At 61.3% G+C, this 20,167-nt stretch carries 17 protein-coding genes; 8 read left to right on the top strand and 9 right to left on the bottom strand.

The window, feature by feature from the left end; genetic code table 11:
- Positions 1-291 precede the first annotated feature (291 nt).
- The 3 genes from emhC to emhA are packed head-to-tail and all read right to left on the bottom strand — an operon-like array spanning position 292 to position 6,056.
- Entirely contained in the window at positions 292-1,752 is a 1,461-nt protein-coding gene (emhC, locus tag ACIOUG_RS05450; RefSeq protein WP_401063144.1) for an efflux RND transporter outer membrane subunit EmhC, read from the bottom strand.
- Positions 1,749-4,898, bottom strand: a complete 3,150-nt coding sequence (emhB, locus tag ACIOUG_RS05445; RefSeq protein ID WP_401063142.1) for an efflux RND transporter permease subunit EmhB — start codon at positions 4,896-4,898, stop codon at positions 1,749-1,751. Before emhB ends, emhC begins: the two co-directional genes overlap by 4 nt.
- A gap of 3 nt (positions 4,899-4,901) precedes the next feature.
- Positions 4,902-6,056: an efflux RND transporter periplasmic adaptor subunit EmhA gene (gene emhA / locus ACIOUG_RS05440; protein WP_401063139.1), complete on the bottom strand. Its 1,155-nt coding sequence runs from the start codon at positions 6,054-6,056 to the stop codon at positions 4,902-4,904.
- Positions 6,057-6,323: 267 nt separating this feature from the next.
- Here emhA and emhR point away from each other — a divergent pair, with 267 nt between their 5' ends.
- Positions 6,324-6,956 carry an efflux system transcriptional repressor EmhR gene (gene emhR, locus ACIOUG_RS05435; protein ID WP_401063137.1) on the top strand — a complete coding sequence of 211 codons (633 nt, stop codon included), beginning with the start codon at positions 6,324-6,326 and terminating at the stop codon, positions 6,954-6,956.
- A 343-nt stretch (positions 6,957-7,299) separates the two neighbouring features.
- Here the strand turns inward: emhR and ACIOUG_RS05430 are convergent, their stop codons facing one another.
- Genes ACIOUG_RS05430 through ACIOUG_RS05420 form a run of 3 tightly spaced genes read right to left on the bottom strand, consistent with a single transcriptional unit; the run spans position 7,300 to position 9,870 of the window.
- Complete coding sequence (locus ACIOUG_RS05430; RefSeq protein ID WP_401063134.1) at positions 7,300-8,349, bottom strand: alkene reductase; 1,050 nt, start codon at positions 8,347-8,349, stop codon at positions 7,300-7,302.
- Positions 8,350-8,377: 28 nt separating this feature from the next.
- A complete protein-coding gene (locus tag ACIOUG_RS05425) occupies positions 8,378-9,544 on the bottom strand; it encodes an MFS transporter (protein ID WP_401063131.1) in 1,167 nt (388 codons plus the stop codon).
- A gap of 5 nt (positions 9,545-9,549) precedes the next feature.
- A complete protein-coding gene (locus tag ACIOUG_RS05420) occupies positions 9,550-9,870 on the bottom strand; it encodes a helix-turn-helix transcriptional regulator (RefSeq protein WP_003222436.1) in 321 nt (106 codons plus the stop codon).
- A gap of 169 nt (positions 9,871-10,039) precedes the next feature.
- Here ACIOUG_RS05420 and ACIOUG_RS05415 point away from each other — a divergent pair, with 169 nt between their 5' ends.
- Positions 10,040-10,618: an ACP phosphodiesterase gene (locus tag ACIOUG_RS05415; protein ID WP_401063128.1), complete on the top strand. Its 579-nt coding sequence runs from the start codon at positions 10,040-10,042 to the stop codon at positions 10,616-10,618.
- 107 nt (positions 10,619-10,725) lie between these two features.
- Here the strand turns inward: ACIOUG_RS05415 and ACIOUG_RS05410 are convergent, their stop codons facing one another.
- Together ACIOUG_RS05410 and olsB are read right to left on the bottom strand one after the other, a co-directional pair.
- Positions 10,726-11,517 (bottom strand): lysophospholipid acyltransferase family protein, encoded by a 792-nt coding sequence (locus ACIOUG_RS05410; protein WP_401063126.1) that lies wholly within the window; start codon positions 11,515-11,517, stop codon positions 10,726-10,728.
- Complete coding sequence (olsB, locus tag ACIOUG_RS05405; RefSeq protein WP_007963187.1) at positions 11,517-12,272, bottom strand: L-ornithine N(alpha)-acyltransferase; 756 nt, start codon at positions 12,270-12,272, stop codon at positions 11,517-11,519. Before olsB ends, ACIOUG_RS05410 begins: the two co-directional genes overlap by 1 nt.
- A gap of 153 nt (positions 12,273-12,425) precedes the next feature.
- On the opposite strand from olsB, the gene ACIOUG_RS05400 reads away from it, so the two are divergent.
- From ACIOUG_RS05400 to ACIOUG_RS05380, 5 genes are all read left to right on the top strand, one after another.
- Complete coding sequence (locus tag ACIOUG_RS05400; protein ID WP_401063123.1) at positions 12,426-13,307, top strand: acyl-CoA dehydrogenase; 882 nt, start codon at positions 12,426-12,428, stop codon at positions 13,305-13,307.
- Positions 13,308-13,455: 148 nt separating this feature from the next.
- Positions 13,456-14,535 (top strand): serine hydrolase domain-containing protein, encoded by a 1,080-nt coding sequence (locus tag ACIOUG_RS05395; RefSeq protein WP_401063120.1) that lies wholly within the window; start codon positions 13,456-13,458, stop codon positions 14,533-14,535.
- Positions 14,532-14,837, top strand: a complete 306-nt coding sequence (locus ACIOUG_RS05390) for an amidase (RefSeq protein ID WP_401063117.1) — start codon at positions 14,532-14,534, stop codon at positions 14,835-14,837. Before ACIOUG_RS05395 ends, ACIOUG_RS05390 begins: the two co-directional genes overlap by 4 nt.
- A gap of 243 nt (positions 14,838-15,080) precedes the next feature.
- Positions 15,081-15,671: a YceI family protein gene (locus ACIOUG_RS05385; RefSeq protein ID WP_401063114.1), complete on the top strand. Its 591-nt coding sequence runs from the start codon at positions 15,081-15,083 to the stop codon at positions 15,669-15,671.
- Position 15,672: 1 nt separating this feature from the next.
- Entirely contained in the window at positions 15,673-16,830 is a 1,158-nt protein-coding gene (locus tag ACIOUG_RS05380; RefSeq protein ID WP_401063111.1) for a phosphatidylserine/phosphatidylglycerophosphate/cardiolipin synthase family protein, read from the top strand.
- 169 nt (positions 16,831-16,999) lie between these two features.
- Here the strand turns inward: ACIOUG_RS05380 and bglX are convergent, their stop codons facing one another.
- The gene (gene bglX, locus ACIOUG_RS05375) at positions 17,000-19,291 is read right to left on the bottom strand and encodes a beta-glucosidase BglX (RefSeq protein ID WP_401063109.1); all 2,292 of its coding nucleotides are present in this window, start codon (positions 19,289-19,291) and stop codon (positions 17,000-17,002) included.
- A gap of 258 nt (positions 19,292-19,549) precedes the next feature.
- On the opposite strand from bglX, the gene ACIOUG_RS05370 reads away from it, so the two are divergent.
- A complete protein-coding gene (locus ACIOUG_RS05370; RefSeq protein WP_226501539.1) occupies positions 19,550-20,158 on the top strand; it encodes a LemA family protein in 609 nt (202 codons plus the stop codon).
- Positions 20,159-20,167: the final 9 nt, after the last annotated feature.

Raw genomic sequence — 20,167 nt, 5'->3', positions numbered from 1 at the left:
GGCATGGTGTCGAACCTGTTGTTATTGGTTTTGTGGAGCGAATGGTGCGCGGCGCGATGGGCGGGATTCAATCGGGGAAAGCGGGTTTTGGGCGATTATCGAACGCAAGATTGAGCCGGGTTTTGTGGTGGTCGATAAGGCGCTATCGCGAGCAGGCTCACTCCTACAATTGGAATGCGTTCCCCTGTAGGAGTGAGCCTGCTCGCGATAGCGCCATTCCAGCCAACACATTTGTTTCAGGCAACAAAAAGCCCACCAATCGGTGGGCTTTCTGTTTTCACCTGATGATGATCAGAACAGCTTCATCTTCGGTGCTTCTTCTTTCAGCGGTTCGTTCTGCGCGGTCTGCGCATTCCAGCCACCACCCAGGGCCTTGTACAGGTTGACCGCACTGGTCAGCTGCGCGAGGCGGTCGGTGATCAGTGCCTGTTGCGCGCTGAACAACTGACGCTGGGCGTCGAGGAAGGTCAGGTTGCTGTCGACACCGATGCGGTAACGACGCTCGGCCAGGCGGTAGTAATCCTGGTTGGCCGCGACGAAGTCACGCTGCGCCTGCAACTGCTCGGTGTAGGTCTGGCGGGCGGCCAGGCCGTCGGCGACTTCCTGGAAGGCGGTCTGAATCGACTTCTCGTAGTTCGCTACGTCGATGTCTTTCTGGATCTTTGCCGCGTCGAGGCTGGCGCGCAGGCTGCCGGCGTTGAAGATCGGCAGGTTGATCTGCGGCGAGAACAGCCAGGTCCCCGAACCACCCTTGAACAGGCCGGACAGGTCCGGGCTCAGGCTGCCCGCATTGGCGGTCAGGCTGATGCTCGGGAAGAACGCAGCACGGGCCGCGCCGATGTTGGCGTTGGCCGCTTTCAGGTTGTACTCGGCCTGAAGGATGTCCGGACGACGTTGCAGCAGGTCCGAAGGCAGACCGGCCGGTACGTCGCTGAGCAGATCATCCGACAGCGGTTTGGCCGCTTGCAGGTTGGCCGGGATACCGGTGCCGAGCAGCAGGGTCAGGCTGTTTTCGTCCTGAGCCACTTGACGGGTGTACTTGGCCAGTTGCGCCCGGGCGTTTTCCACCGAGGTACGCGACTGCGCCAGGTCCAGCGCCGAGGCGACCCCGACTTCGTTGCTGCGACTGGTCAGCTTATAGCTTTCTTCGAAGGCACCGAGGGTGTCCTGCGTCAGCTTGAGCAGTTCCTTGTCGGCCTGCCAGGTCAGGTAGGCGTTGGCCACGCTGGCCACCAGGCTGATCTGGGTGCTGCGCCGCGCTTCTTCAGTGGCGAAGTATTGTTGCAGCGCTTGTTCGCTCAGGCTGCGCACCCGACCGAACAGGTCGAGTTCGTAGGCGCTGATGCCGACCGTGGCGGAGTAGGAGCTGGTGATGCCCGCTTCACCGGTCTGCGATGCACGGGCCGGAACCCGCTGACGGCTGCCGCTGGCGTTCGCCGATACCGCCGGGAACAGGTCGGCACGCTGGATGCGGTATTGAGCCGCATACGCGTCGATGTTCAGCGCCGCGACACGCAGGTCGCGGTTGTTTTCCAGGGAAACCTGGATCAGCTGCTGCAGGGCCGGGTCATGGAAAAACTGCTTCCAGCCCTGCTCGGCAGCGGCTTGCGCCGGTGCCTGGGCCGGCGAGTACGCCGGGCCCTGCGGGAACTGGTTCGCAACCGGTGCTTCTGGCCGCTGATAGTCAGGAATCAGCGAACAACCGCTCAGCACGAAGGCGGCGACTGCGATGGAGAGTAGCGACTTGCTCATTGGCCAGCCTCTTTAGGAGTTTCAGTCGTCTCATCCTGGTCCGCGATTTTACGCTGGCCCATGGACGAAACCGTGACGAAGAACAGTGGGACCCAGAAGATCGCCAGAATCGTAGCCGTGAGCATACCGCCAATCACGCCCGTACCGATCGCATGCTGGCTGCCTGAACCTGCGCCCGTGGAGATTGCCAACGGTACTACACCGAGGACGAACGCCAGCGAGGTCATGATGATCGGTCGCAGACGCATGCGGCACGCTTCGATCGCCGCATCGCGCAGACTGCGCCCTTGCTCGTGCAGCTCCTTGGCAAATTCCACGATCAGAATGGCGTTTTTAGCCGCAAGACCGATGGTCGTCAACAGGCCCACCTGGAAGTACACGTCGTTGGACAGACCGCGCAGGCTGGTGGCCATCAATGCACCGATGATCCCCAGCGGTACCACGAGCATGACCGCGATCGGAATCGACCAGCTTTCATACAGCGCCGCCAGACACAGGAACACCATCAGCAGCGACAGGGCGTACAGCGCTGGCGCCTGCGAGCCGGACAGACGTTCCTCGTAGGACAGACCGGTCCAGGAGATACCGACACCGGCCGGCAGCTTCTTGGCAATCGCTTCGACTTCGGCCATCGCCTCACCGGTGGAGTAACCCGGCGCCGGAGAACCGAGGATCTCCATCGCTTCCACACCGTTGTAACGCGCCAGTTTCGGCGAACCGTAGATCCACTCGCCCTTGGCGAACGCGGAGAACGGCACCATGGTCCCGGCGCTGTTGCGCACGTACCACTTCTTCAGGTCTTCCGGGCTCATGCGCGAACCGGCCTGGCCTTGCACGTAGACCTTCTTCACCCGACCACGGTCGATGAAGTCGTTGACGTAGCTACTACCAAAGGAAATCGACAGGGTGCTGTTGATGTCGGAAATGCTCACGCCCAGGGCGCGAGCCTTCGCATCGTCGATTTCCAGGTGGTATTGCGGCTCGTCGTTCAGACCGTTCGGACGCACCTGGTAGAGCACCTTGCTCTGCGCGGCCATGCCGAGGAACTGGTTACGCGCTTCCATCAGTTTTTCGTGACCGATACCGGCGCGGTCCTGCAGGAACACGTCGAAACCGGTGGCGTTACCCAGTTCCAGTACTGCCGGCGGAGCGAAGGCAAACACCATCGCGTCGCGGAAGCTGAAGAAGTGCTGCTGGGCGCGCTGGGCCAGGGCGAACACGCTGTTGCTCGCATCACGCTCGTGCCACGGCTTGAGCATGATGAACGCCAGACCCGAGCTCTGACCACGACCGGCGAAGTTGAAGCCGTTCACGGTGAACACCGAGGACACCGCGCCCGCTTCTTTATCCAGCAGGTAGGAACGCATTTCGTCGATCACGACTTGCGTACGTTCGGCACTGGAACCGGCCGGGGTCTGCACCTGGGCGAACAGTACGCCCTGGTCTTCTTCCGGGAGGAACGCGGTCGGAATGCGGGTGAACAGCCAGATCATGCCGACCACGATCAGGACGTAGGCCAGCAGGTACGGCGCTTTGCGCGACAGCATGTTGCCGACGCCGCGCTCGTAGCTTTTCACGCCACGGTCGAAGCTGCGGTTGAACCAGCCGAAGAAGCCTTTTTTCGGTGTGCCGTGCTCGCCTTTCGGAATCGCCTTGAGCATGGTCGCGCACAGCGCCGGGGTGAAGATCAGCGCAACCATCACCGACAGGGCCATGGCCGAAACGATGGTGATCGAGAACTGCTTGTAGATCACACCGGTGGAGCCGCTGAAGAACGCCATCGGCAACAGTACCGCCGACAGAACCAGGGCGATACCGACCAGAGCGCCCTGGATCTGGCCCATGGACTTCTTGGTCGCTTCCTTCGGTGACAAGCCTTCTTCGCTCATCACCCGCTCGACGTTTTCCACCACGACGATGGCGTCGTCCACCAGCAAGCCGATGGCCAGCACCATACCGAACATGGTCAGGGTGTTGATGCTGAAACCGAACGCCGCGAGGATGCCGAACGTACCGAGCAATACCACCGGCACGGTCATTGTGGTGATGACGGTGGCGCGGAAGTTCTGCAGGAACAGGAACATCACCAGGAACACCAGCACGATCGCTTCGACCAGGGTTTCAACCACACCCTTGATCGACTCGGTCACCACCGGAGTGGTGTCGTACGGGAACACCACTTCCATGCCTTGCGGGAAGAACGGGCTCAGCTCGTCGATCGTTTTACGCAGGGCCTTGGCGGTGTCCAGTGCATTGGCGCCGTTGGCCAGTTTGACCGCCAGACCGGAGGACGGCTTGCCGTTGAACTGTGCCGAGATGGTCGAGTTTTCGCCACCCAGACCGACGTCGGCAACATCGCCGATGTGCACTTGCGAACCGTCCTGGTTGACCTTCAGCAGGATCGCCTTGAACTGCTCGGCAGTCTGCAGACGGGTCTTGCCGATGATGGTGGCGTTCAGTTGCTGACCAGGCAGTGCCGGCAAACCACCGAGCTGACCGGACGATACCTGGACGTTCTGCGCCGAAATCGCGGTGCTGACATCCGCCGGGGTCAGGTTGTACTTGTTCAGCTTGGCCGGGTCGAGCCAGATGCGCATCGCGTACTGGGCACCGAAGACCTGGAAGTCACCGACGCCGGCAGTCCGCGAGATCGGGTCCTGCATGTTCGACACGATGTAGTTGGACAGGTCGTCCTTGGACATGCTGCCGTCACGCGACACTACGCCGATCACCAGCAGGAAGTTCTTCACTGCCTTGGTCACGCGGATACACTGTTGCTGCACTTCCTGCGGCAGCAGCGGGGTGGCCAGGTTCAGCTTGTTCTGAACCTGAACCTGCGCGGTGTCGGAGTTGGTGCCCTGCTCGAAGGTCGCGGTGATGGTCATGCTGCCGTCGGAGTTACTTTCCGAGGACACATAACGCAGGTTGTCGATACCGTTGAGCTGCTGCTCGATCACCTGGACCACGGTGTCCTGCACGGTTTGCGCCGAAGCACCCGGGTAGGTCACGGAGATCGCGATGGCCGGAGGCGCAATGCTTGGGTACTGGTTGATTGGCAATTTGAGGATCGATAGTGCCCCGACCAACATGATCACCAGGGCAATTACCCAGGCGAAAATCGGACGGTCGATAAAAAATTTCGACATGAGTTACTCCCCTTTGCCGCCAGCGGCTTTGTCAGCTGCCTGAGCGGGGGCCGGGTTCTTGGCTACGTTGGTCGCTTCGGTCGGGTTGACCTGAGCACCTGGGCGAACATATTGCAGGCCTTCGGTGATCAGACGATCGCCCGCCTTCAGGCCGTCTTCGATCAGCCACTGGCTGCCGACGGTGCGGCTGGCCTTGAGCTGACGCAGTTCAACCTTGTTGTCCGGGCCGACAACCAGTGCGGTCGGGGTGCCCTTGAGGTCGCGGGTCACGCCTTGTTGCGGCGCCAGAATGGCGGCGGCGTTGACCCCGGCCTGCAACTGGGCGCGGACGAACATGCCTGGCAGCAGGGTGTGATCCGGGTTCGGGAACACGGCACGCAAGGTCACGGAACCGGTAGTCGGATCAACCGAGACTTCGGAGAATTCCAGCTTACCGTCGAGCTTGTACTGGCTGCCGTCTTCGAGGGTCAGTTTGACCGCTGCCGAGTTGTCGCCGACCTTCTGCAGGCGACCGCTTTCCAGCTCGCGGCGCAGTTCCAGCAGTTCAACCGAGGACTGGGTGACGTCGACGTAGATCGGGTCCAGTTGCTGGATCGTCGCCATTGCGTCGGTCTGGCCATTGTTGACCAGGGCGCCTTCGGTCACCGAAGAACGGCCGATGCGGCCAGATATTGGCGCGTAGACCTTGGTGTAGCGCACATTGATTTGCGCGCTCTGCAACGAGGCTTCCGATTCCATGCGGTTGGACACGGCGGTGTCGTATTCCTGGCGGCTGACGGCCTGCTCGTCGACCAATTGCTTGTAGCGGTCGGAGATCGACTTGGTCGAACGCAGGTTGGCCTCGGCGCTTTTCAGGGTCGCTTCATAGACCGACGGGTCGATCTGATACAGCTGCTGGCCGGCTTTGACATCGCCGCCTTCCTTGAACAGACGCTTGAGAATGATGCCGTTGACCTGCGGTCGAACTTCAGCAATGCGGTACGCACTGGTGCGGCCCGGCAGTTCCGACGTGAGGGTGAACGCTTGTGGTTGCAGGGTGACGACGCCGACCTGAGGAGGCGGAGCGGCTGGGGCCGCTTCTTCCTTTTTACATCCGCTGAGCAGCGATGCCAGGGCGACGGCAGTGACCAGAGCGGTAACAGCTGGCTTGAATTGCATGAAGATCCTCGGGTCAGGCGCGCACATTGCGCACAAGAAGTGTGAAAGGGTGAAAAAATCGGCTCGAGTGGATAAGTAGCTTGCTAAGGAATATACTTACGTTCATGGTTGTTTGTAAATAGCTTGGCGTCTTACCCACCCTGTTACAAAATGCGTCGCAAGGTTTGAAATTGTAGGCCGGGGAGCCGATTCGTGAGAGATCAGCCCCCTCATTATTCAGCGGATATTCAGCCATCCCTGAAACATCCTGTTTGAGGTTTTACTGCCATGGTCCGTCGTACCAAAGAGGAAGCTCAGGAAACGCGCAGCCAGATTCTCGAAGCGGCCGAGAAAGCGTTTTATGAAAGGGGCGTGGCCCGCACGACCCTGGCGGATATCGCGACGATGGCCGGCGTTACGCGTGGCGCCATCTATTGGCATTTCAGCAACAAGGCCGATCTGGTGCAGGCGATGCTCGACAGCCTGCATGAACCGCTGGATGAATTGGCCAAGGCCAGCGAGAGCGAGGACGAACTCGACCCGTTGGGGTGCATGCGCCAGCTGTTGATCCATCTGTTCCATCAGGTTGCCCTCGATCCGAAGACCCGTCGCATCAACGAGATTCTGTTTCACAAGTGCGAATTCACCGATGAAATGTGCGATCTGCGCCAGCAGCGCCGCACGGCCAGTCTCGATTGCAACCTGCGCATCGGTCTGACCCTGCGTAATGCGGTCAATCGCGGCCAGTTGCCGGAAGATCTCGACACTGCCCGGGCGGCCATCAGCATTCATGCGTATATCGATGGCCTCCTATATGGATGGCTGTTGGCGCCTGACAGCTTCGAACTGCATGCCGAAGCCGAGCGCTGGGTCGATACAGGGTTGGATATGCTGCGCCTGAGCCCCAGCCTGCGCAAATGAAACAAAATGCGTAATTGGCACAGGTTATGTCAACTGGCCTGCTTTTATATACACCGGACCGCGAGTTTAAACGTAGCGAGCTACGGATTTTGTAGGGATTTTGTGTCGTCCCTGTGAACGAATGTTAGCTGCCGCCAATAATGACAGCGTCACCTTGTGGGAGCGGGCTTGCTCGCGAAGGCGTCTTAACATTCAATTCATTTGCCGACTGTCACACCGCTTTCGCGAGCCGCCTGCTCCCCCAATGGAGCTTCAGCGATTGCGCGGCAAAACCCAAGAAAAAGCCCCCGACTTTCACAAGTCGGGGGCTTTTGTGTTTCTGCTGTCGCGTACTGAATAACGCTTACAGCGTCGGGTAGTCGATGTAGCCGACCGGGCCCTTGCCGTAGAACAGCTCCGGACGTGCATCGTTCAACGGTGCATCGGCCTTCAGGCGTGCCGGCAGATCCGGGTTGGCAATGAACGGTACGCCGAACGCCACCGCGTCAGCCTTGCCTTCAGCCAGCCAGGCATTGGCGCTGTCCTTGGTGAAGCGTTCGTTGGCGATGTACGCACCACCGAAAGCTTCTTTCAATTTTGGACCGAGGCTGTCAGCGCCTTCTTTTTCGCGGGAGCAGATAAAGGCGATGCCGCGCTTGCCCAGCTCGCGAGCCACATAAGTGAAGGTCTCGGCCAGATTGTCGTCGCCCATGTCGTGGGAGTCGGCGCGGGGTGCCAGGTGCACGCCGACACGGCCGGCGCCCCAGACGTCGATCGCCGCGTCAGTCACTTCCAGCAGCAGACGTGCACGGTTCTCCAGGGAGCCGCCGTAGTTGTCGGTCCGCTGGTTGGTGCTGCTTTGCAGGAACTGGTCGAGCAGGTAGCCGTTGGCGCCGTGGATTTCCACGCCGTCGAAACCGGCGGCTTTGGCGTTCTCGGCGCCGGTGCGGTAGGCGTCGACGATTTCGGCGATTTCCGCGGTTTCCAGAGCACGTGGCGTCGGGTAGTCGGCCAGTGGGCGAACCAGGCTGACGTGACCCTTAGGCTGGATGGCGCTCGGCGCGACCGGGGTTTCGCCGTTGAGGTACGACGGGTGCGAGATGCGGCCGACGTGCCACAGTTGCAGGACGATCTTGCCGCCGGCCGCGTGCACGGCTTTGGTCACGTTGGTCCAGCCGCGCACCTGGTCGTTGGACCAGATGCCCGGAGTGTCCGGGTAGCCGACGCCCATCGGGGTGACCGAAGTGGCTTCGGAGAGGATCAGGCCGGCAGAGGCACGTTGCACGTAGTACTCGGCCATCAGCGCGTTCGGCACGCGGCCTTCGTCGGCACGGCAGCGGGTCAGCGGGGCCATGATGATGCGGTTGGACAGCTCGAGGTCGCCCAGTTTGATCGGATCGAAAATAGTTGCCATGTACAACCCTCGTCAGTGAAGTGGTTAATCAGTGGGTAGCAGGGGCCAGACCGGCATCGCCGTTATGACGGAAAGTGATCAGGGTCACCAGCAGCGCGAGCACGGCCAGCGCGGCGGCGGCCAGGGGCACGCTGGTCAGGCCGAAACCGTGGGCAATGACGCTGCCGCCGACCCAGGCGCCGAGGGCGTTGCCGATGTTGAAAGCGCCGATGTTCAGGGTCGACACCAGATTCGGTGCAGCTTTGCCGAAGGTCACCACGTTGACTTGCAGCGCCGGAACGGCGGCAAAGGAGGCGGTGGCCCAGAGGAACAGGGTGATTTCCGTCGGGATCAGCGCAACGCTGGTCCAGCTCAGCACGGTGGAGACCACCGCCATCGCCACGAACACCCCGATCAGGGTCGCGCCGAGACGCTTGTCCGCCAGCTTGCCGCCGATGATGTTGCCCACCGTCAGACCGAGGCCGATCAGCAGCAGGGTCCAGGTCACGCCTTTTGGCGAGACGCCGGTGACGTCACCAAGCAGCGGCGCGACGTAGGTGAAGAGGGTGAACATCGAGGCGGCGAACAGCGCGGTCATGCTCAGCGACAGCCAGATGCCAGCGCCTTTGAGGGCGGCGAGTTCGGCGCGCATGTCGAGTTTTTCTTCGTCACGCTTGGCCGGCAGGAAGCGGATCAGACCGATCAGCGCTACCACACCAATCACGGTCACCGCCCAGAAGGTCGAACGCCAGCCGGCTTCCTGACCCAGCGCCGTGCCCAGCGGTACACCGAGGACGTTGGCCAGGGTCAGGCCGGTGAACATCAGCGCCACGGCGGATGCGCGCTTGTTCGGCGCCACCAGCCCGGCGGCTACCACAGAACCGATACCGAAGAATGCACCGTGGCACAGCGCAGTGACGACACGGGCAAACATCAGCACGTTGTAGTCACTGGCGATGGCGCACAGCAGGTTACCGACGATGAAAATGCCCATCAGCGCTACCAGTGCGGCCTTGCGCGGCAGTCTGGCGGTGGCCAGTGCCATGAACGGCGCACCGATGGCCACGCCCAGGGCGTAACCGGTCACCAGCCAGCCGGCGCCGGGAATCGACACACCGAGGTCGGCCGCCACATCGGGCAGCAGGCCCATGATGACGAACTCGGTAGTGCCGATGGCGAAGGCGCTCAAGGCCAGAATGAGTAGCGAGAGGGGCATTTGAATCAATTCCTTGTGGGAGCGCTGAGCTCTTTGACGATGGCGTCGAGGAACGCCTGGATCACGTCCTCGTTGCGTTTGAAGAAGTGCCACTGGCCGGCTTTCTGGCTGCTGATCAGACCTGCGCGTTGCAGGGTCGCCAGGTGGGCGGAGACGGTCGACTGCGACAGGCCGCAGCGTTGATCGATCTGCCCGGCGCAGATGCCGTACTCGTGGTTGTGAATCTGCTCAGGAAACTGGGCTTTGGGGTCTTTCAGCCAGATGAGAATGTCTCGCCGTACTGGGTGTGCCAGGGCTTTTATTATTTCGTCGAGGTCGAGGTTCATGGCTTTATGCTCGTGATGTGTAGCGCTATATCGCGATGAAGCGAACTTTAAATCGGTATTTCGCGATATACCAATATGAATTTGATCTGACGACCGCATAAATCGGTATATCGGGTTATAACGATACGTGTGCTGTAACGATGAAAGCGCGCAGTGCTAAGCTGCGCCCATGAACTATCTCGCACATTTACACCTCGGAGGCCAGCACCCCGAGCAATTACTCGGCAGTCTGTATGGCGATTTCGTCAAAGGACGCCTGCAAGGGCAATTTGCGCCGAAGATTGAAGCGGCGATTCAGCTGCATCGGCGGATTGATGTGTTCACCGATCGCCACCCGTTGGTGGACATCGCCCTCAGGCGTTTCACCGAGACCCGTCGGCGTTATGCCGGGATTGTCCTTGATGTGTTTTTCGACCATTGCCTGGCGCGGGACTGGAGGCTGTACGCCGATCAGCCGCTGGCGCAGTTCACTGCCGACGTTTATCGGGTGCTGTCGAGCGAGCCGCAATTGCCCGAACGCCTGGCAAAGATCGCCCCGCACATGGTTGCCAATGACTGGCTGGGTTCGTATCAGGAATTCGAAGTGCTGGACCAGGTGCTGCGCGGGATCTCTCGCCGCCTGAGCCGGCCAGAGGAACTGGCGGCGGCGATGCAGGAGTTGCGGCGGTTGTATGAGCCGCTGAGTGAGGATTTCCGCTTGTTCTATCCGCAGCTTCAAGCATTTGCACAAACGTCGGCAACACACTAACCCCCTGTGGGAGCGGGCTTGCTCGCGAATGCGGTGGATCATCCTTCAAAAATGTTGAATGACACACCGCCTTCGCGAGCAAGCCCGCTCCCACAGGGGATGTGAGTTCAGGCAGCGATAGCGGGGCGCATCGGTGCTGTCTGTTTCTCCGGGATCGTCCCGAACAACGCCTTCTGCACCGCCTGCTGCGCTTCGAACGCCAGCGCCGCACGCTCGCGGCCCTGACAGGCGATCGGCTTGAGCAGATGCACTTCGACATCGCCGCAGTCGTGGCTGAACAGACGCATCAGGTGCGAGAGCAAATCATCGTCGCCAATGAACGGTGCCAGCGTGTCGATTTTGCCATCGCGCAGATAACGGATCGCCACCGGTTGCAGCATCACCTCCGAATCAATCGCCGCCGACAGCAGGCGGCCATGAAAGGTGCGCAGCGAACGGCCATCGGTGGTGGTGCCTTCCGGGAACATCAGCAGCGGATGTTGCGTTTGCAGGTGACGGGTCATCTGTTTGCGGATCAACTGGCTGTCGCCCGAGCCGCGACGGATGAACAGACTGCCGGCCTTCGCCGCCAGCCAACCGGCCACCGGCCAGGTGCGCACTTCGGCCTTGGACAGAAACGACAGCGGCGTGAGCATGCCCAGCAGCGGAATGTCAGTCCATGACACATGATTGCTGACCCACAGCATCGGCTGCTTTGGCAACTCGCCGTGCACGGTCACGCGAAAGGGCAGGGCATTGCTCAGGCGCGCCATGAAAAACCGCGACCAGCGCTGCCGACGTTGCATCGAGTGCGCCAGGCCCAGACGTTCGAACACGCCGAAGACGCTGGCCATGGTCAAGCCCAGCGCCACCACCAGCAGCACCCGCGCGATCCGCGCGTACACGCGCAACCGGCTCATCACACGGCCGCCTTGAAGTGCTTGGCGTAGCGCGGGCAGAGTTCGTCGCGCTTGAGCAGGATGAACACGTCGGCGACCTGGAAGTCCTCGTCCCAGCACGGCTCGCCGCAGATCTTCGCGCCCAGGCGCATGTAGGCCTTGAGCAGTGGCGGCATTTCGGCGATCACGTTCGACGGGATATCCAGCGACGGCAGCGGATTCTTCGGTTCGGCGCGCAAGTGTTCGGTGCACAGATAGCGTTCGCGCAGACGCTGCATGATCGCGTGGGCCTGCACGCCGCCGTCCTGCATCGGAATGCTCGCGCAACCCATCAGGTAGCTGTAGCCGCCCTGATTCAACACTTCGGCCAGTTCACCCCAGAGTACGGCGATGGTGCCGCCGTTGCGGTAGGCCGGGTCGACGCAGGTGCGGCCGATTTCGAGGATCGGCCCTTGCAGATGGGCGAGGCCATGCAGGCTGAATTCTTCTTCGCTGTAGAATTTGCCCAGGCTGCTGGCAGCCGTGTGATCGAGCAAGCGGGTGGTGGCGACCAGACGCCCGGTGTTCAGGTCACGCACGCCGATGTGGCTGCAGTGAACATCATAGTCATCCATGTCCAGACCCAGTTCCGCGCCTTTCAGCTTGGCGTTGAACTCGCCGCTGAATACGCTGAAGCGCAAGGCCTGGGCTTGCTGCAAGGCCTCGGCGCCGATCAGGCGTTCGGCTTGCAGGCGGCGTTCATTGCCGGTGTCGCTGATGCGGGCGATCTGAGTCATAGGAATCTCCGTACGGGCCTTGAACCCGTCGTGGGTTGCAGCCGATCGACTTTCTTTATGCAGCCATGTTGTGCAAAGTCAGGCTATGTAGCCCCGGTGTCATCACCGTGAACGTTTGGTGATGCTTGTATGACAGCCCACAAGGAGCCTCTTATGCCCTGGCCAGACTTGCTCGAAAGCCGTGAACGCTTGCCCGCCGTGGCTGATCTGGCGGAAGGTTTCGCCACCTTGCTGCATCAGTTGGGCAACGTGACGCCGTTCGAACTGGCGGTGGCCGGAGGCCGGCGCATGGCGACGCCGGGGCTGGCCTTTTTGGTGGGATATCAGGCGGCATTGCGCATGCTCTGGCCGAGCGCGCCGCCGAGTCTTGGTGCGTTGTGTGCGACCGAGCAGCGCAGCTTGCGCCCGGCCGACATGCAGACCCGCCTCAGCGATTTGCGCCTGAGCGGGCAAAAGGATTTCGTCACCGCAGGGGATGCGGCGGACTGGCTGTTGATCGCTGCGCGCAGTGAAGAGCCCGGCGCAGCACCGCGCCTGAGTCTGGCGGTGGTCTATCCCGGCGAACCCGGCGTGCGCGTGGAAAAACTCCCGGCACTGCCGCTGATGCCGGACATCAGTCACGGTCGGCTGCATCTGGACGGCGCGTTGTGCGAGTTGCTCGCGGGCGATGGCTGGGATGCCTACGTGAAGCCGTTCCGCACTCTGGAGGATGTTTACGTATTGAGCGCGATGACCGCGTGGCTGTATGGCGTCGGTCAGGACAGTGGCTGGTCGCAGCCGCTGCTGTTGCGCTTGCTGGCGCTGTTGGCCGGGTGCGCGGAAACGAGTCGCCAACCGCCGAACAACCCGGCCGGGCATGTGCTGTTGGCTGGGTTGTTTGCGCAGTTCGATGCGTTCAAACCCGAGATCGATCAGGCGTTGGCTGGGGGTAATCCGGAGTGGGCGCAGATGTGGCAGCGCGATCAATCGGTGATGCAGTTGGCGGCGGGCGCGCGGGCCAAGCGCTTGGCCAAAGCCCTGCACATTCCCCTGTAGGAGCTGCCGGGGGGGGGGGTGTTTTTTTTTTTTTTAAAAAAAAAAAAAAAAAAAAAAATCCCCCCCCCCGGCGGCAGCTCCTACAGTGATCGGGAGATTGTCATTTTTCTGGGCCATGATCTTCGCACCCGTCGGTTGAGACTTTTCCATGTGCAAAGGCCTGTCCTTGTTTTTGCTGCTGATCAGCTTCACGGTCCAGGCCGAGCAATGGCCCGATGAACAATGGCCGGCGGGCGCAAAAATCAGCGGCGCAGCGGTCGAGGCATTAGAGGCCTACGCCTTCCCACCCCGCGACGACACCACCCGCCAAGGCATCCGCACTGACGCGCTGCTGATCATCCGCGACGGCCAGTTGATCTACGAACGCTACGCCGGCCCGACCCGTGCCGAGACCCCGCACCTGACCTGGTCGATCAGCAAAAGCCTGATCGCTACCGTGCTTGGCGTGGCGTATGGCGAGGGCTTGTTCAAGCTTGATGATCCGGTTTCGAAATTCTACCCGGCGCTGGAAAAACACCCGGCGATCACCGTCGCGGATCTGCTGCATTGGGCTTCCGGGCTGGACTGGCAGGAAGACTACGAATACGCCCCGTTGAAATCCTCGGTGGTGGCGATGCTCTACACCCGTGGGCACCGCGACATGCCCGCGTTCACTGCCGATCACGACGCTTATGCGCCGCCGGGGCAGGCGTTCCGTTATTCCAGTGGCGACAGCAATCTGCTGGCGGCAGCGCTGAAGAACATGGTCGGCCCGCAGCGTTATCCCGACTATCCGTGGACCGCGTTGTTCGAGCCATTGGGCATCCGCCACGCCGTGTGGGAAACCGATGCCGGTGGCACGTTTGTCGCTTCCTCTTACGCGTATCTCACCGCCCGTGATCTGGCGCGAGTGGGTCTGTTGATGCAGCGCGATGGACGTTGGCACGACCGGCAATTGCTGCCCAAGGATTGGGTCGCCTTCAACCGCACTGCCTTTGCCGGCTACAAGGCGCATCAGGACGAAGCGGTGCCCGGTGGCCAGTGGTGGCTAAACCGCCCGGTGGATGGCGCCGCCGCGCCGTGGCCGGACGCGCCGCCCGACACCTTCGCCGCCCTCGGCCACTGGGGCCAGGCGCTGTATGTGATCCCCAGCGAGAAACTGGTGATCGTGCGTTACGCCGATGATCGCGACGGCAGCTATCGCCACAACGAACTGCTCAAGCGCTTGCGCAAGGCGCTGCAGCCATGACGTGGTTGAAGCGGGTGTCGCTGCTGGCGCTGATCGTCCTGCTGGGCTGGATCTGGCTCGAACGGGAAAACCTCTGGGCCTTCCCCGACATCATCAGTGCCTACACGGCCAAGGAATATTGTTCGTGTCGTTATGTGATGAACAACGACGCCGAATATTGCCGGGGCTATGTGAAACAGTGGCTGCCGACCAGCGAATTCAGCGGTGACAGCGCGAGCAAGACCATCACCGTCAGCGGCATGGGCCGCAGCAATCGTGCTCAGTGGTTGAGCGAACGCCAGGGCTGCCGCCTCAATCCCTGATCTGTGGAGCGCCACTTCCCCATTGTGGCGAGGGAGCTTGCTCCCGTTGGGGCGCGCAGCGGCCCTTGGCGCGCGGTCTGTAAAACTGTGGAGGCAGGTCATGCGACTGCTACGCAGCCGAGCGGGAGCAAGCTCCCTCGCCACAGAGATTTTTATTGTCGGCAGATTTGCGCAGATTGAACATTTGCAATAACGGCGTGGGCGGTTAAGGTTCGTGCAGGTTTATCGCCCAACGAGTGTTCAATGTTCAACCGCTCCCTCTATAAAGCCTTCGCCAGCCTGCTGCTGGCCGCCGCCGCGCTGCCGGCGCAGGCCAACTGGTATCTGGATGGCGAGTCGTCGCGGCTGTCGTTTGTCAGCACGAAAAACGCCCACGTTTCTGAAGTGCAGCGCTTTCTGGTGTTGCACGGCAAGGTCGATCCCAGTGGTCGGGCCGAGGTCGAAGTCGAGCTGGATTCGATCAACAGCGGCATCCCGCTGCGCGACGAGCGCATGCGCAAGGAGCTGTTCCAGATCGAGCAATTCCCCGAAGCGACCATCAGCACCCAGATCGACCTGCGTCCGATCAACGATCTGGCCCCCGGCGCGCAGCTGGAATTACGCTTGCCGCTGACCGTCAACCTGCACGGCAAGCAACACGAATACCCGGCGGAGTTGCTGGCAACGCGGCTCGATGACCGGCGTTTTCAAGTGGTGACGCTGGAGCCGCTGGTGATCAACGCCGAGGATTTCGATCTGGTGCCGGGCCTGGAAACCCTGCGCAACCTGGCCGGGTTGTCGGCCATCAGTCTGTCGGTACCGGTGGGTGCGGTGCTGATTTTCACGGCGCGCTGACATGCGCGGCGCGGTGTTCCCATGGCGTGACGGCAACCGTTTCGAGCTGTTGATCGACGGCCCGCAATTCTTCCCGCGCATGCTGGTGGAAATTGCCCGCGCCGAGGAGCAGGTCGAGCTGGAATTGTATCTGGTGGAGGCGGGCGCTTGCGCCGAGGCCGTGGTGCAGGCGCTGGTGCAGGCCGCCGAGCGCGGTGTGCGGGTGCGCTGCCTGTTCGATGATTACGGCAGTCTCGCGTTTACCCTGCACCTGCGTCAGCGCCTGATTCAGGCCGGGGTCGAACTGCGATTCTACAATCGCCTGAGCTGGCGGCGCTGGGTCGGTAACTTCTATCGTGATCACCGCAAACTGCTGCTGGTCGACCAGCGTCTGGCATTCGTCGGCGGCACCGGTGCGACCGATGAATTCTGGACGCCGGAGCAGGACAGCAGCGAGTGGCATGAAGTGATGGTGGAGATCAGCGGCCCGCTGGTGCTCGACTGGCAGATACTGTTCGACCGCCAATGGATCGCCAACCGCCATCGCCGGGCCTGGAAACCGTCGGCGCATGTCGGCCTGCCACGCCTGCCCAAGATGCCGGACATGGGCGAGGGCATGGGCCGCGTGGCCTATGCCGACGCGCGCCAGCATCGCGACATTCTGCAATCGCTGTTTCGCGCACTGAACAGCGGGCAAAAGCGCATCTGGATGGCCACCCCGTATTTCCTGCCGACCTGGAAAATCCGCCGCTCGCTGCGCAAGGCTGCGGCCCGCGGTGTCGACGTTCGGCTATTGCTCACCGGGCCGCGCACCGATCACCCGTCGGTACGCTATGCCGGCCATCGCTACTACCCGCGTCTGCTCAAGGCCGGGGTACAGATCTTCGAATACCAGCCGTGCTTTCTGCACTTGAAAATGGTCTTGGTGGACGAGTGGGTAAGCATCGGTTCGTGCAACTTCGACCACTGGAACCTGCGCTTCAATCTGGAGGCGAATCTGGAGGCACTGGACCCGTCGTTGACGGCAGCGGTGGTGCAGAGTTTCGAGAAGGATTTCGGCCTGAGCCAGCAGGTCAGTCTGGAGGAGTGGCAGCGCCGGCCGTTGTGGCGGCGAGTGAAGCAGCGGATCTGGGGCTGGGTGGATCGGGTGGTGGTCAACATTCTCGATCGGCGTGGATAACCGCCGGACACCATTCCCCTGTAGGAGCTGCCGAAGGCTGCGATCTTTTGATCTTGCTTCTGGTTTAGAAACCCAAGATCAAAAGATCGCAGCCTGCGGCAGCTCCTACAGGGTGTACACCATCCCAATGCAGGAGCTGCCGCAGGCTGCGATCTTTTGCTTTTAACGGTTACAGCAACTCAAAACTCTGCTGCGTCACATCCTGCGAATCCAGGCCGATCTGCACGTTGAACTTGCCAGGCTCCGCCGCGTACTTGAGCTGGGCGTTGTAGAACTTCAGGTCATCCTCGGTGATGGTGAAGTGCACGACTTTCTGTTCGCCGGCCTTGAGCATGATTTTCTGGAAGTTCTTCAGTTCCTTCACCGGGCGGATCATCGAGCCGGTGACGTCCTGAATGTACAGCTGCACCACGGTTTCGCCGTCACGTTTGCCGGTGTTTTTCAGGGTGACACTGGCGTCGAGCTTGCCGGTGGTATTGAGCGTGGTCGACGACAACGCCATGTCACTCAGGGTGAACTGGGTGTAGCTCAAGCCGTAACCGAACGGGAACAGGGGACCGGTGGTGTCATCGAAATACTGCGAGGTGTAGTTGCCCGGTTTGCCCGGCGTGAACGGCCGACCAATGCTCAGGTGGTTGTAATAGGTCGGGATCTGGCCCACGGAACGCGGGAAGGTCACCGGCAGTTTGCCCGATGGGTTGTAGTCGCCGAACAGCACGTCGGCAATGGCGTTGCCGCCTTCGGTGCCGCTGAACCAGGTTTCCAGAATCGCATCAGCCGACTGGTTCTCTTCGAGAATGGTCAGCGGGCGGCCGTTCATCAACACCAGTACCAGCGGTTTGCCGGTGGCTTTCAGGGCGCGGATCAGCTCGCGCTGGTTTTCCGGGATATTCAGGTCGGTACGGCTCGAGGATTCGTGGGACATGCCACGGGATTCGCCCACCGCAGCAACGATCACGTCAGCGTCCCTGGCCGCCTTCACCGCTTCGTCGATCAGCACGTTAGCCGGGCGCGGGTCATCGACCACTTCCGGCGCATCGAAGTTGAGGAAGTTGAGGTAGTCGAGGATTTTCTTGTCGCTGGTGATGTTCGCGCCACGGGCGTAGATCAGATTCGCCTTGTCGCCGATCACCGAGCTCATGCCGTCGAACAGCGTGACCGACTGCGCAGGTTTACCCGCAGCGGCCCAACTGCCCATCATGTCGATGGGGGCCTTGGCCAATGGGCCGACCAGCATGACTTTCGCGTCTTTCTTCAGCGGCAGGGTGTCGTTCTGGTTCTTCAGCAACACCATGCTGCGACGTGCCACTTCACGGGCCTCGGCGCGGTGCAGACGGCTTTCGGCGTAGGTGTCGGCCGGATCATCCTCGGCCTTGCCGATGCGCAGGTACGGGTCCTTGAACAGGCCCATGTCGTACTTGGCAGCGAGCACTTCGCGCACCGCGTTGTCGATGTCTTTCTGTTCGATCTCGCCGGACTTCAGCAGCCCCGGCAGCTCTTTGCCGTACAGGGTGTCGTTCATGCTCATGTCGATGCCGGCCTTGATCGCCAGCTTCGCCGCTTCACGACCATCGGCCGCCACGCCGTGCTTGATCAGTTCGAAGATCGCCCCGTGGTCGCTGACAGCCAGGCCTTTGAAGCCCCAGTCCTTGCGCAGCAGGTCGTTCATCAGCCAGGTGTTGGCGGTGGCCGGAATGCCATTGACCGAGTTCAACGCCACCATCACCCCGCCAGCACCGGCGTCGATCGCTGCGCGGTACGGTGGCAGGTAATCCTGGTACATCTTCACCGGGCTCATGTCGACGACGTTGTAGTCGCGACCACCCTCGACCGCGCCGTACAAGGCGAAGTGCTTGACGCTGGCCATGATGCTGTCGGCGGCGCTCGGCGTGTCGCCCTGATAGGCCTTGACCATCACTTTGGCGATGCGCGAGGTCAGGTAGGTGTCTTCCCCGAAACCCTCGGAGCTGCGGCCCCAACGCGGGTCGCGGGAGATGTCGACCATCGGCGCGAAGGTGATGTCGAGGCTGTCGGCGGCGGCCTCTTTGGCGGCAATACGCCCGGACTGACCGATGGCGTCCATGTCCCAGCTCGATGCCAGGGCCAACGGAATCGGGAAAATCGTACGGTGACCGTGGATCACGTCGTACGCAAAAAACATCGGAATCTTCAGGCGACTGCGCATCGCCGCGTCCTGCATCGGACGGTTTTCCGGACGGGTGATCGAGTTGAAGGTACCGCCGATGTTGCCGGCGGCGATCTCTTTGCGGATCAGTTCGCGGGGCATTTCCGGGCCGATGCTGATCAGGCGCAACTGGCCGATCTTTTCATCGAGGGTCATTTGCTTCATCAGATTGCTGATGAACGCGTCCTTGTTTTCCAGGGGTACCGGGGTCGTGGCGGCCAATACTTGATGACTGGCCAGGCTGACGAACAGACCCAGCAAACACAGCTTCTTCATGAATTTTTTTCTCAAGGGCCCAAACGGCAATGCAATGCCGGCCAGCCAAAAGTTAGGGAGCGACTATTGTTGTTCGGGTGCAGGCTCAAAATGACCGAGCCGAAAACGCCCACCGACCGTCGGCAGCGTTAGCGCAGGGCCTCTTTTTAGCCCATCGGCCCGATGCAATCCAGTGGCGTGGCCGATTATGCCCCAACCGTCGATGCAGAAGGTTTCACGGTCGGTTTTTTATGGAATACGCCAGGGAGCATCATTGTGATGAATGTCAGTCCAACCTACCGCTCGCGTTTGCAGGTCGCCACGCTGCTGGTGATGGCAACGCTGTTGACCGCGTGCGGCATCAACAACATTCCGACCCTCGACGAACAGGCCAAGGCGGCCTGGGGCCAGGTCCAGAACCAGTATCAGCGCCGTGCTGACCTGATCCCCAATCTGGTGGAGACCGTCAGAGGCTACGCCAAGCATGAAGAAGCGACCCTGACCGCCGTGGTCGAGGCGCGGGCCAAGGCGACGTCGATCCAGGTCGATGCCAGCACCCTCGACAACCCGGAAAAACTCAAGCAGTTCCAGCAGGCCCAGGATCAGTTGAGCGGTGCGCTCAGCCGTCTGATGGTGGTCTCCGAGCGCTATCCGGACCTCAAGGCCAACCAGAACTTCCTCGCCCTGCAATCGCAGCTTGAAGGCACGGAAAACCGGATTGCCGTGGCGCGGCGCGATTTCATTCTGGCGGTGCAGAAGTACAACACCGAGATCCGCACCTTCCCCGGTCGGCTCTGGCACAGCGTGATGTACAGCGACCTGCCGATTCGCGAAACCTTCGAAGCCACCACCCCCGGTGCGGAAAAGGCCCCGGAAGTGAAGTTCTGATTCGAGGTT

Origin of the sequence: Pseudomonas sp. NPDC087803 (genome assembly GCF_044742995.1) — a bacterium.
Lineage (GTDB): Bacteria > Pseudomonadota > Gammaproteobacteria > Pseudomonadales > Pseudomonadaceae > Aquipseudomonas.
The sequence above is the reverse complement of the archived record's forward strand: the minus strand, read 5'-3'. Positions and strand labels throughout refer to the sequence as shown.